Origin of the sequence: Rubripirellula obstinata (assembly GCF_001642955.1) — a bacterium.
GTDB lineage: Bacteria > Planctomycetota > Planctomycetia > Pirellulales > Pirellulaceae > Rubripirellula > Rubripirellula obstinata.
Window position 1 is genome coordinate 1 of the sequence record NZ_LWSK01000136.1, and the last position, 13514, is coordinate 13514.

Genomic DNA, 13514 nt, shown 5'->3' on the forward strand with positions numbered 1-13514 from the left:
CCCGAACGCGCGGGGCGATGCCCACGCGGTTAAACAGTTCAGAAACCCTTCACGGCGCGGGGCGATGCCCAACGCGGTTAAACAGTCACGGCGTTGGACTGAACCCTGGCGGGATCAACTACGTTTTAAGACTCATCCTCGGACATCATTTCGTCGGTGATGTTCAGGTTGGTGCTGACGTTTTGGACGTCGTCGTGTTCGTCGATGGCTTCTAGCAAGCGGATGACCCGTCGGGCTGAATCGACATCGACGTCCACCATCATTTGCGGCATTCGAGTGACTTCGCTGATCTCTGGTTTCAGCTCGGCGGCGTCGAAGGCTTCCGAAAGCGCGTCGTAATTTTCGGGTGGGCAGGTGACCTGGAACTTGCCTTCGTCAGTTTGCTCGATATCTTCGCCGCCGTTTTCCAACGCGACCATCGTCAACGATTCTTCATCGCAATCACCGGGGAAGACGAACATGCCCTTGCGGTCGAATAGGTACGCCACGCAGCCTGTTTTTCCGACATCGCCACCGTGCTTTGAAAACAGGGTTTTCATTTCGGGGCCGGTTCGATTTCGATTGTCGGTCAGCGTTTCGCACATCACTGCGACGCCGCCCGGGCCGTAACCTTCGTAGACAATCTCTTCCAGAATGCCGCCCTCGATTTCACCGGTGCCACGCTTGATGGCTCGTTCGATGTTATCCTTGGGCATCGATACTGCCTTGGCATCATCGACGGCTTTGCGAAGCCGAAAGTTTGCGTCGGGGTCACCGCCACCATCTTTGGCTGCGATGATGATCGCCTTGCTAAGCTTGCTCCATAATTTCCCACGCGCGGCATCCACTCGACCTTTGCGGTGTTGGATGTTCGCCCACTTTGAGTGTCCGGCCATAGTACGAAGAGTGAAGTGAGAAGTTGGAAGTGTGAATTAACGAGGTTTACGTTTGGTCAGCTTTCGGTTGTCTGCTTTCTTGGCAGTCTTCTTTTTTGAAGTCGATTTCGACGCAGTTGCTTTCTTTGAGCTTGTCGAACTTGCGGACTTCTTTTTTGACGCAGGCTTCGCTGGCGTTTTTTTCGCAGCCGACTTGGTGGCTGCTGGTTTCTTGGCAGCTACTTTTTTGGTCGCAGATTTGGCGGCAGAAGAAGCCTTGGTGGATTTGGATGCGGCAGCTTTCTTGGATCCTGTCGCCGAACTCTTGGAACTCTTGGCAGCTTCTTTAGCCTCTGCCGCCTTCTTTTCTTTCGCAGCCGCCGCCTTGGTGTCTGTCTTCACCGCCGGAGTCGCCGCCGCAGCTTTTTTGCCGGTGCTCTTTTTGCCGCCCTTTTTAGTGGGAGCCAGCTTTTCCATTTCGGCTTCGATCTTGGCCGCTTCCTCGGCTTCGGCACGTTCGATTGTTTTGCGTTTGACAACGCGTTTCTTGGCGGCCTTCTTGTTGGCCAGCCATTCATCGAGTCGCTTGCTGGATCCTTTATCGACCGCATCGATGACCGTGCGAGCGGTTTTGTCTTTCGGGTTTTTGTTCAGCGCTACCGCGCACTGGTGCAGCAATCCCGAAAAGTCGATGCCTTTGTTCTTGGGAATCGCACGTTCCAGACCGGGGACTTTGCCGGTGTTGGCTTCGGGCTGAGACGCGATTTCGGTGACCAACATGATCACCATGGCCGAGTAATCGATCGGGATCGAGTGACCGGCGAGTCCGTGCTGGATCGTGTAGCTGAGCACGAATGGCGTCATCGCGGGCATCTTTTCGAACTTCGTGACCGCTCGCCCTAGGTTCTCTTTCTTCAAGTGATCCAAGTCGAAGGTATAAAATTCTTCAAAGATCGCCTGCAGGTTACTCTTCAATCGCTCCGCTGCTTTGGCTGGTTCTGGCAATCGCGAGAGAACCTGAGTCAGTTCGGTGACCGAAGTGACACGGACTTCGTTCCAGTCATAGAATTCCTGTTCGCACTTTGCCATACCTTCATCAGCCAATTCGCTTGGTGCGTCTTGCAATAGCGAGGCGTAGAGGACGTGTTCCAGCAACGGGCGTGTCGCACCGTCGGGGTGAGGCTTGTAGTGTTTTTTGAGTGCCGCTTGCAGCTTAGTGATTCGAGCGGCCCGGTTACTTGCAGACATATTTGGGTGCAGACGCAGGTGGTTAAATGCTTAGTTGGTTTAGTTTTCGGAAACGGAATCAGAATCAGATTCGATTTCAGATTCGACGTTTCCCGCTTCTTTTTCACGTTGGATTTTAGCCAGGATTTCACTGACTTCTAACGAATGAGCCACACCTTTATCGACCTTGAATTGCAGTCGCGGTGTGTACCGAGTTTCGATCCGTCCCGCGATTCTGCTCTGCAAAAATCCGGCTGAATTCTGCAGACCACGCAGGCTGAGCTGTTGCTCTGATTCGTTGCCCATAATGCTGACCATCACAGTGGCCTCGCGCATATCGGGGCTGACTTTGACACCAACAACCGTCACATCGCGAACCCGAGGGTCGCGAAGCTCGGTTAGGATGGCAGACGCGACCACTTCGCGGATCGCTTCAGCGGCTTTTAGCAAACGGCGGCTAGTCAAAAGAAGGAATCAGGTTTTAGGTGTTAGGAATTAGGTGTTAAGACATTCGAGCATGGGATCTTTAACAAGATCCACTACCGGATGCTCAATCCAGCGTTCGGGCGACTTCTTCGATCTTGTAGGCTTCCAAAACATCGTCTTGTTTGATGTCGTTGAAACCTTGCAGTCGAATCCCGCATTCCATTCCTCTTGGCACTTCCTTGACGTCTTCCTTGATCCGTTTGAGTGAATCGAGAGCGTAATCGCCCATCGTTCGCCCATCTCGGTTGATCCGAATTCGGCAACCACGTTGAATCGAACCTTGGGCGACATAGCAACCCGCGATCGTGCCCACGCGGCTGATGCTGAAGGTTTGCTTGACGACCGCGCGGCCGAGTTCAACGACGCGTTCTTCCGGTTTCAGTCGGCCTTCGATCAACAGTTTGATTTCGTCGGTCAACTTGTAGATCACGTTGTAACGACGAATTTCGACACCGCGTTCATCGGCTAGTGCTCGTGCTTTGTCGTCCGGGATCACGTTGAACGCTGCGATCACGGCATCGGATGCTGACGCCAGTGTAACGTCGGCAAGCGTAACGCCACCGACACTCTGTTGCAGCACTCGAATTTCGACTTCGGGGTGATCGAGTTTTTGAAGTTCTTTCTGAATCGCTTCCAGTGAACCTCGCACGTCGGCACGGATGATCAAATTCAGTTTGACCTTGTCCTCGGTTTGACCCAGACGACCGTCTTCGAGCATTTCCTGGAAGTTCTCGAAAGTCACCTTGGTGGTGCTGCCCGAGAGCGATTCCTGGCTGTAGGCATCTTCACGCGACTCGGCAATTTCACGAGCCTTGCTGATGTCGTCCAAGACATGGAAACGGTCACCCGCGCCCGGTGCTTGATCGAAGCCCATGACGCTGACGGGCGTGCTGGGGCCAGCTTCGTCAATGGGATCGCCGTGCAGTGTATCTTTCATCGCTCGGATGCGACCGTACGTATCGCCACAGACCACGACATCGCCGACACGCAGCGTTCCGGTTTGCACGATCAGTTTGGCCACGACACCGCGGTCGCCTTGTTGTTCGGATTCCAAACAAACGCCCATCGCTTCGCGGTCAGGGTTGGCTGAATACTCGTTTAGCTCGGCAATGCCCAAAAGTGTTTCGAGCAACTCGTCCATCCCAATGCCTTGGGTGGCACTGGTTTTGACGATTTCAACATCGCCGCCCCATTCCGAAGGCGTCAATTGATGCTCGGTCATTTGAGTCATCACGCGATTAACGTCCACGCCTTCAAGATCGATCTTGTTCAGCGCGACAACGATGGGGACTTCGGCTGCTTTGGCGTGGCTGATCGCTTCTTCGGTTTGCGGCATGATGCCGTCATCCGCTGCGATCACCAACACGGCGATGTCGGTCACGTTGGCACCACGAGCACGCATTTCGGTGAACGCTTCGTGACCAGGCGTGTCGACAAAGGTTACCTTGCGACCATCTTTTTCGACTTCGTAGGCCCGGATGTGCTGCGTGATTCCGCCTGCTTCACCCTTGACGACGTTGATGCCAACCAGGTGATCCAGCAAGCTGGTTTTGCCGTGATCGACGTGGCCCAGGAAGGTCACGATAGGAGCACGAGCGATCATCGATTCGACATCGTCTTCGCGATCTTCCAATTCGGCGATCAGCGAGTTTTCAAGCGTTTCAGCTTCCTTCAATTCGATCGTCAGTTCCAATTCAGCCGCGATCATTTCGGCTGTTTCCAGATCCAACTGTGAATTGATATTGATGTTGGTGGTGATGCCCATTTGCATCAGCGTGCCGAGCACTTTGCCAGCGGAAATTCCGGCGGCTTCACTGAACGAACGGATCGTGCAAGGCAGTTCCAGGACCACGGCGTCCTTACGCGGAGCAGCCGTATTGATGCCCTTTCGCTTGGACGAACGGTTGCGATTTCGATAGCTGCGGGCAGCGTCGTAGCCACCGCGTTGGTCCAGCGAAACTCGACCGCGTGACTTCCCGCGAGTTCGATCGGCACGCGAGCCCGCCATTCCGGCCAGGCCCTTCTTCTTTTTGTTTTCCTCTTCCTCGGCAACGCCACCTTTCTTCTTGTCGCCGGTGAAACCAGCCAACCCAGCTCGGTTCTTGCGTTTGTTGTCTTCGTCTTGCTTGGCGAGATCTTCTAGTGGAGCTCGCATGCCTTGGCGGTGACCGGCAATGGCATCGGGGCTGAGTTTGACGTCAGGTTTTTGAGCCTTGGGTTCACCAGCGGCAGGCTTTGCCGAAGGTGCATCGGCGACGTCGGGCAGCGACGCCATTTTGACGTTGATGCGAGGCTCGCGTCGTTTTGCTTTCGCCGAATCGCCAGCTTTTTTGTCGCCGGCACGTGTACCGGGTTTGTCCAATTGGCGAACCTTGCCGCCGCCGCCAACAGCAGAATCGCGGCGGATCGGCGAGTTGCCATCGGCCGCCGGTTTGCGAGCGCCCATGCGGCTTGCAATGCGGCTGGCCAGGCTAGCCTTGGGAGCCGCCGGTTTGACGGGGGCGTCGGGGTTGATTGGCGGAGTTGCTTCGGCGACTGGCTCAGCGACCGGCGTATCCGCAACATCGGCCGGTTCATCGACGGATGGTTCATCAACGGCCGGTTCATTAACGGATGGAGCAACGGTTTCTTCGACAACCGGCTGCTTTGTTTCAGGCTCGGCTTCTGCGGCCGCTGGTTCCGCAGCCGCGGCCGTGTCTGCGGCCGCTTCGGCCTTGGTCTTTCGTGCGGCCAGCCCCGGTTTGCGAGCGGATTTGACGACGACCTGTTTCCGTTCAGCCGGGATTACGGAATCGCGAACTGCACCCATCGGTGCGGCTGGTTCCTGAGCCTTTGCTTTGGGAGCGGGCGCGGAAGATGATCCGGCGAGATGGTCGCGAACTTTCTGAGCTTCGTCGTCGGTCAGACTGGCAAGCGCCGAGCCCTTCCCGGTAATTCCGACCTTTTTCACAAGGTCGACGAGATCTTTGCTGTCGAGATTAAGTTCTTTGGCGAGCGCGTAAATGCGTGCGGGCACTTGGTGGAAATCCTGTCAATTCGTTTGGAACCCTCGTCTGCATCTGATTCGTCAGAGACGGGGTTCGGTCGTTCAAATGGTCACATAAATCAATTCCTCCATCGCCTTGGTCGGTTCCCAAAGAATCAGATTAGCGGATCAACATGATCGCACCAAACTACTTGGGAATCGCCCATGACGGGGGTCCAATGTCATGGCATCGCCGAGGACTCGCCCCGGCTGTCGGCACTACAATAGCGAAGAAAACTGTTTTCGCAGAGGTCTCCCGTAGCACTTTCGCGAAAGAATCCCGTCAACTCTTCTCGGAAGCGGTTGACGGAGCCGAATCTTCACCCTCGGTCGTTTCTGCTGCCGCCTCTGCCGGTACTTCGCCAGCGGCCTCTTCGGTCGGGGCTGCTGGTTCGGCGGCAGGTTCAGTTTCAGCGGGCTTTTCAGCAGCATTTTCGGCAGCATTCTCAGCAGCATTCTCAGCGGGCGCTGCCGCAGCTTTCGGTGTTTCTGGCTCAGCGATCCCGGCTGCTTCGGCTTCTTTTTGCAGTTGATCACGTTCGCGGCGAGCCCGTTTTTCCTCAGCGGCAGCTTCCTCGGCCTGTTCAGCCATGGTTTCCGCCACCTCGACAATTCGGTCCACATCTTCGGCCGACAAGCCGCTCATTTCCATGAACAGATCCGGTTCGATCACCGACAAATCATCGTACGACAGATATCCCTGCTCGACCAAGCCTTGGGCGATTTCTTCGGTGATGCCAGGAATCTGGCTGAATCCGCCCACCGCTCGTTCGATTTGTTCTTCCAGCTCGCCGCCGGTCATAATTTCGATGTCCCAACCGCACAGCTTGCTTCCCAAGCGAACGTTCTGGCCACGCCGTCCGATCGCCAGCGACAATTGATCCTCTTGGACCAACACAATCGCCCGGCCGATCATGTCACACAGCAATACCTGTTCGACTTCAGCAGGCTGCAAGGCGTTGGGGATCAGGATTTCTGGATCGTCGCTATAACGCACGACATCAATATGTTCACCGGCCAATTCCTCGCGGACTGCCTTGATTCGGCTGCCGCGATAGCCAACGCAAACGGCGATCGGATCAACCTGTGAATCGACGCTATGCACGGCCACCTTGCTGCGATAGCCCGGTTCGCGGCTGATCGATTTGATCTCGATAATTTCTTCGCCGATCTCAGGAATCTCTTGCTCGAAAAGTCGCTGGACCAATTGCGGCCGAGTTCGGCTGAGCACCACGCGGACGCGGTTGCCGGTCGCACGCACCTCGAAGACGACGGCGCGAACGCGTTCACCGGCGTGCAATTGTTCACCAGGGATCTGCTCGCTGCGAGGCAGGATTGCTTCGACGTTGCCAAGATTGACCGTAGCGACGCCACCGTCGGCTCGCCCGATGATTCCGGTCACGATATCGCCGATCTGTTCGCGATACTCGATCATCAACGAATCACGTTCGGCTTCCTTGACCTTTTGAATGATCACCTGTTTGGCCGTTTGAGCCCCGATGCGACCGATCTGATCTTCGCCAAGCTCGTCACCTTCCAAAACAGCTTTCATTTTGCCGTTGGTTCGGTCCAACAAAACTTGAATGTCGGCTTCCTCACCGTATTGCCGTTTCGCAGCAGTTTGAAGCGCCGATTCGATCGCCGAAAACACAAGCTCTTTGTCGATATTTTTTTCGCGGTGAAGCGAATCAACATAGCGAAGGATATCTTGCGGATTCATGGTTGCGGCCGATGGTGTTGACAGGAATTTCGATAAATTAATGCACAAATTAATGCACAAGCAAAAAAACTGCCCGAACCTTTCGGCCCGGGCAAACGTTTGCTCGATTGATTTATCGACCTTATCGCGACCACCAAAATATGTCAACCGTAAGGTGGGCGGGTATTGGGAAACTCACTTTTTCAATCTGGGTTGGGGACTGAAATCCCAACCCGCAGCGTAAGCAAGGGATATCATCAACCCCTTGCTAACGCTGCTAGCCTGTGAAGCTATCCCATCCTTAAACGTAAACTTGAACTTCAACCTAAACTTTCGCCATGAGAATTGCCGTGAGAGTTGAAGTTTAAGAAAAAGTTGAAGTACAAGTTTTGGGATTGCTCATTCATTCACAGCCTATGCGGCTTAGCTTTTCAGTCCCCAACCCCAGATTGAAAAGGTGAGTTGTCCTGCGGGCCGGGACAGGGTGGGCGGAATTCAAGGTCGCCGACAACCCCTTAAAGTAGGCCGTAACTCGCTTCACTCGCTACGGCCTACATCGATCACCGCAAAGTGCCAAATCCTCAACGAGATCCGGGCCAGCTTGGACTTACAAAGTTGGCCGGCCGTAAGCGAACCATCGTTTCCGCCTCGAATACTCCTTCGGTCGGTACCGAAACTCGCACTCGCATCATCCCGGTGCTGGGGACGTCGACGCGAGTGTAAGAGATGCCGCCAACGCTGCGTCGTCTGTTGCTTGAGTAAACCCGACTGATCGCGATATTCCCACTGCGAAAGCGTTCATGATTTCTGCTTCGCGAGCTGATCGAATCAAATGGGAAAGACGAACCCGCCGACGACCATCCGAAATTCGACTCCAGCGATCGACGCAGCGGAAGCGTGACGTTGGCGACTCCATGTTCATCAAAACGCAGTTGCATCGACCAAGTCATCGCTTCGGTATCCGAGTCCATGAAACGGTTGCGATCCCACAAAGCAAGTCGAGGCACCAACGTGAAGGTGGCCATCGATCGCATGATCACAGGATTCGCATTCGCGTCACGGATGACCACGCTGGCTCGCCAACCGTCGGGACTGGCATCGGCGTCAAAGTTGGCCAAAGCGGATTTCAAATCGACCGAAACGGGCCGGTTGCCATCGCGTTGCCAAAGAGCTGGATGATCCGATGCAATCGAGTGCGTCGCATCCAATTGAATCGTGTTCAATGTCGGCAACAAAGAACCGTCCATCTGATCCGCGTTTGCGTTGGAGGCCAACCAAACCATCACGATCGCAAAGACGACAATCAAATGAGGCCGATAATGGCGAGGTCGATCGTCGCGAGGCTCATTTCGTTGAGATTCCAAAGCTGTCTCTCCTGATTTCGTTTCATGCGTGAGTGTGCTCACACACCGAAAGCAAAATCAGGACCAAAGCATGCCCTGTGAGTTCCCGTCGCAGACTTGTCGGGTGCAGGCAAGCTGATCTGTAAATCAGATGCAGGCCGTATCGAGCGAAGCGAAATACGGCAAAACATGAGCATCGCCGTATTTCGCACCGCTCAACAAGGCCTACTTTTAGCAACTCACTGAATTGCGATTCAGCGATAGTTAGCGTTGCGCCCGGACAACGAATGGCTGTTGCAAAAAAACTACAGTCGATGAATTCACGCCACGCTTACAAAACAGCACAGTAGTTCGGCTAACAAACGTGCGACTTTTCATAGTCGCCTTTCGCTCCGCGAAAGCAGCGGATTCGCTACTTTCGCCCAGCGAAAGGCGACACGATTTCCCACGCGTTCTTAACCTGGCAATTCGGCTGGTGATTCGATCGGGTCGGTGACGATCTCTGCGATTTGTCCGTTCTTTTGGATCTCGTTGCCGCGGCCGCCGCGTGAAGTCACACGGTACTTGGCGGTGCTGATCGTCTTTTTTGCACCACGATTGGTTTTGACGGTCAGCAAATCGCGATCGCCATTGCTGGCCTTAAAACCCAACAACGTGTCTTCTTTGCCCAACCGAATCAGCGTCACGCCTTTGCCGGGGCCCGACAGATAATTGATTTCCTCGGCCGTGCAGATCATCGCCCGACATTGCTGCGAGATCGCCAGGATGGTTTCGCTTCCATCGATCGGAACGACGTCAATGATCCTTGCATCGCCTGCGACTCGAGCGAACCGACGGCCGCTGCGGGTGGACGCTTCGGCGTAAGTTTCCAATCCAAACCGTAACGCAAAACCACTCGATGAAGCGGCGAAGGCATGCACGGCCGGACACAGTTCAGGGTTCTTTGGGTCTTCCTTGATGTCACCCACAACGCGTGGATCAAAGGACATGACCGAGACAATTTTCTCGCCATCTTTTAGCTTGAACAGCTTTTGGATCGGTTCACCGAATCCGGTTGATGCAGGGATGTCGGCCATCCGCGCCGTGTAGCAAACGCCAATCGAGGAAAACAAACCGACGCAGGCACGCGTGCTGCCGGCGACACACGCCAGAACGGCATCGCCCTGCCGCAGCCGACTCTTGCCGGGGTCCGCGATTTGTTTCTGGCGTTTGATCCAACCGTCTTTGGTCACCAACACATGGCAATCTTCAGCGACGATGAAATCCTCGGCGCTGTATTCCTGGTCTTCCACCGTGTCGATCAAAGAACGCCGTTTCGCTGCGGCATCTTTGCCGTAATCCTCGACAATCTTTTCGATCTCTTCGCGAACGATCGCCCATCGACCTGACGCGTTGGTGTCCTTGGTATCTTCGGCCAACAATTTGCGGATTTGACGAGCCCGTTTGTTCTTGTCTTTCAGCTCGTTGAGGATGACTTCGATTTCCAGCCGAGCCAAACGATACAGTTTCAATTCCAGAATCGCATCGGTTTGCACTTCGTCCAGTCCACCGCCTTGGTCGTCGGCAGGGAACTTGGCCATGATCTTTTTGGCTGAATCCGCTTTGCCATCGCTACGGCGAATGATGCGGATGATTTCGTCGAGTGCGTCGAAGATCAACGCGAAGCCGTTCAGGATATGAATCCGTGCTTCCAATCGGCGAAGTTCGTTTTCAAGGCGCTTGGTGACGACCTGTAAACGGAAGTGCAGGAAGTGCCAAAGGATCTCTTTCAGACTCAACCGGTTCGGTGCGCCGACTTCTGGATTTTCGGTAGGGACCAGGCAGGTCAGGTTGACGTTGAAATTGTTTTGCAACTGCGTGTTCTTGTACAGATACGCCAGCACTTTGTTTTCGTCAGCGTCTTTCTTTAGCAGCAGATCGACGCGGATTTCGTCGGTCGATAAATCGCGAACTTCGGTGACCAGCGGCAGCTTGCCACCGAAAACCAGTTCGCCGATCCGTTCGCACATCGCAGCTTTGTTGACGCCGAAGGGAATCGACACAATTTGCAACGTCCGCAAACCCTTGGGGCCTTTAACAATCTTGTGCGTACCGCGAAGTTTGATGGTGCCGCTGCCGGTCGCGTAGATCTCGCGTAGTTCGTCTTTGGTGTTCGTGATCTGGCCGCCGGTGGGAAAGTCGGGGCCTTGGATCGCATCGTTGGCGACGAGCTGGTAATCCTTGACCTCGGGATCGCGCAACAGTTTCAAAAGAGCCGAACAGACTTCTTTCAAATTGTGCGGTGGAATGTTGGTCGCCATCCCGACCGCGATTCCGGTCGCGCCGTTGACCAGCATGTTGGGCATGCGAGATGGCAGCACGACGGGTTCTTCGCGGCTGCCGTCGTAGTTGGGCTTGAAGGCGACCGTGCGAGTGGACAAGTCGGCTAGCACTTCGCCGGCGACCGGCGTCATTCGGCATTCGGTGTACCGCATCGCCGCCGCGTTGTCGCCATCGATGCTGCCGAAGTTGCCGCTACCATCGACCAGCGGCATGCGGAGCGAGAAGGATTGCGACATTCGCACCAGAGCTTCGTAGATCGAACTGTCGCCGTGGGGGTGATAGTTACCCATCACATCACCCACGACCTTGGCACACTTGCGATGCTTGGCCGTTGCCGACAAACCTTGCTGGCTCATCGTGTACAGAATCCGTCGCTGGACCGGTTTCAGCCCGTCGCGAACATCGGGCAACGCACGGCTGGTGATCACCGACAAGGAATAGTTCAGGTATTTTTCCTGAGCCGCTTGTCGCAGCGGAATGCCGACAAGCGATGCACCGATGGCTTCAAACAGCGAGCCTGATTCCTTGTCCCGGTTTGCTTTGTTGTTTCTTGTTCGCCGTTTAGCCACTGCTGATGCAATCCTAGAGTCGTATCGTGGGGTTATTCCTGGTTCCCATGCCCGTGAGTTCCCATGCCTGTGCAAAGATACGCCGGTTGCAACGATCGCGACAGTTGGGTTAATTCGTCGTCTTGGTGAGACTGCGGCGGGTTATAGCGGTCGAACCCAAAGTAATGGAACTGCATATTGCGGCAAGGTGGTTGGCGGAGAAGCGAAAATTGATCCAACGGCAACGTCTTTGCCGAATTCGAGTGATATGCACGAAGCCTGCGCGAGAAGTCGAAGGATCGATTCTCACTGATTCCCGTTGGCCGTGTTCTCAAATTGCCGACGATTGAAGGTTCACGGAGGAACCGGCCATGACGATTCAACCTGCAACAAACCGATCTGTGACGCGCCGAAGCGCGACGCAGCGAAAGCTATTCCGACCGACGCTGGTCGCCGCCGCCCTCGTTTTGGCGTTCGCCGCCGCGACCGCTCAGGGTCAACATTTCGGGGGTCAGCACTTCGGGGGCCAACATTTTGGGGGGCAGCATCTCGGGGGCCAACAACTTGGTGGCGGTGAATACATCGTCGGCGAGCAAGTCGTCAGCGACACCGTGGTCGATTCGTCGGCAGGTTCGTCCTATGCCGGCGACATGCCCATGTCCGACGGCGAGATCGTTGATGGCGGCGTGGTTACAGAAGGTTCAGGCGGAATCGGACGCTCGTACGGCCAGCCAGACCTATTCTATAACTATTACACGCAGGGCAATCAGAACGCTGCCAACGCCCAAATGTATGTGTCGCCGCTGCCCGTGCCACAGCGTGTTGGCCACACCTACAACACCTATCAACCTTTTTATCCAGAAGAATATCTTTACTGGCATAAGAATCGATTCCATAAGTATTATGACAACGGTCGCGGCTTGAATCGCACCAAAGCGTTGTATTACAGCCCGCCTGTTCGCCAAGCGATCAGCAACATTTACTGGAACAAGCTGCGGATTCCTCGCTAAGCTTAGGAACGTGCGACTTTTTATAGTCGCCTTTCGCTCTGCGAAAGCAGCGGATTCGCTACTTTCGCGGAGCGAAAGGCGACACTAGTTTCCCGCTCGTTCCTTATTTCAACGATGCACGCCGTAACTCGCTCCGCTCGCTACGGCCTACGATCACTCCTGTCAAAACTTAACATCGGAAAACCTAAACATGATCGCTCGAACTCTGCTTATCGCCGGCTTGGTGGCGGTCTCGTTTACTTCGTTGACTCAGCAAGAAGCCAGTGCTGGTGATCCCTACGCGATGACTCAGGTTTGGTCACACAACTTTGCAATGGACCGTGCTTGGCACGGCGGTTACCAACAACAGCAGTACGGTCAACCGCTGGCATTGGTCGTGCCACCGACCGCTCACATGCGTCAAACGTATTCATGGGGCGTCAGCCAAAACACCAACCACGCGATCCATCACCAATTTGGTCGCAGTGCAAACTTTCCCGGCGCAGCAGCCGCCGGAACTTTCCGCCACACACCCAACTGGCCCAGTCATACCGATCAATTCGGAATGTACTACGTCCGAGGCCCTTGGTGAAACGAAGGTATTGGATGTTAGCGTCTAGGAACGAGCGGCGAATAAGCGTCGCCTTTCGCAAGGGACTTCGTATTAACTACTGCAGGATTGGTGTCGTCACCCATCCCAAGGGCAGCCGAACAAATCAACGCAAATTGTCGTTGATCGATCCGCGATCATAACGCTGGTGAATAGTCCCGAAATAGCTTCTCGGTTTTCCCGTAGCTGGTCCCGCCAGGGTTCAGTCCACTTCTAGCTGTACCCGACTGAACCCTGGCGGGCCCAGCTACGAAAGATTTCACCAAAGACGGAACTTGTTTCAGGACAGTTGCTGAGTGAATAGTCCCGGAGGGACGGAAGCTCTCTGCCGGGGATGTAAATCCCCGGATGGCAGCGTTATATCTCACCAATTCTCTGGCTCGGTTTCGCGGCGTAGCCGCGAAACCGAGC

At 55.0% G+C, this 13514-nt stretch carries 9 protein-coding genes; 2 read left to right on the forward strand and 7 right to left on the reverse strand.

The window, feature by feature from the left end; genetic code table 11:
* Positions 1 to 125 precede the first annotated feature (125 nt).
* The 7 genes from RC85_RS21980 to RC85_RS22015 form a co-directional block, all read right to left on the reverse strand.
* A complete protein-coding gene (locus RC85_RS21980; protein WP_068266895.1) occupies positions 126 to 875 on the reverse strand; it encodes a YebC/PmpR family DNA-binding transcriptional regulator in 750 nt (249 codons plus the stop codon).
* Between the two features lie 36 nt (positions 876 to 911).
* On the reverse strand, positions 912 to 2102 hold the full coding sequence (locus tag RC85_RS21985) for a hypothetical protein (RefSeq protein WP_068266896.1): 1191 nt from the start codon (positions 2100 to 2102) through the stop codon (positions 912 to 914).
* Between the two features lie 39 nt (positions 2103 to 2141).
* Positions 2142 to 2546: a 30S ribosome-binding factor RbfA gene (gene rbfA / locus RC85_RS21990; RefSeq protein WP_068266897.1), complete on the reverse strand. Its 405-nt coding sequence runs from the start codon at positions 2544 to 2546 to the stop codon at positions 2142 to 2144.
* Positions 2547 to 2631: 85 nt separating this feature from the next.
* Positions 2632 to 5583: a translation initiation factor IF-2 gene (gene infB, locus RC85_RS21995; RefSeq protein WP_068266898.1), complete on the reverse strand. Its 2952-nt coding sequence runs from the start codon at positions 5581 to 5583 to the stop codon at positions 2632 to 2634.
* Between the two features lie 292 nt (positions 5584 to 5875).
* The gene (gene nusA, locus RC85_RS22000; RefSeq protein WP_068266899.1) at positions 5876 to 7312 is read right to left on the reverse strand and encodes a transcription termination factor NusA; all 1437 of its coding nucleotides are present in this window, start codon (positions 7310 to 7312) and stop codon (positions 5876 to 5878) included.
* Positions 7313 to 7872: 560 nt separating this feature from the next.
* Positions 7873 to 8655: a hypothetical protein gene (locus RC85_RS22010; RefSeq protein WP_068266901.1), complete on the reverse strand. Its 783-nt coding sequence runs from the start codon at positions 8653 to 8655 to the stop codon at positions 7873 to 7875.
* 434 nt (positions 8656 to 9089) lie between these two features.
* Positions 9090 to 11525 (reverse strand): DNA gyrase/topoisomerase IV subunit A, encoded by a 2436-nt coding sequence (locus tag RC85_RS22015; protein ID WP_068266902.1) that lies wholly within the window; start codon positions 11523 to 11525, stop codon positions 9090 to 9092.
* Positions 11526 to 11875: 350 nt separating this feature from the next.
* Between RC85_RS22015 and RC85_RS22020 the strand changes: the two genes are divergently transcribed.
* Together RC85_RS22020 and RC85_RS22025 are read left to right on the forward strand one after the other, a co-directional pair.
* Complete coding sequence (locus RC85_RS22020) at positions 11876 to 12514, forward strand: hypothetical protein (protein WP_068266903.1); 639 nt, start codon at positions 11876 to 11878, stop codon at positions 12512 to 12514.
* 190 nt (positions 12515 to 12704) lie between these two features.
* On the forward strand, positions 12705 to 13085 hold the full coding sequence (locus RC85_RS22025) for a hypothetical protein (RefSeq protein ID WP_068266904.1): 381 nt from the start codon (positions 12705 to 12707) through the stop codon (positions 13083 to 13085).
* Positions 13086 to 13514 lie beyond the last annotated feature (429 nt).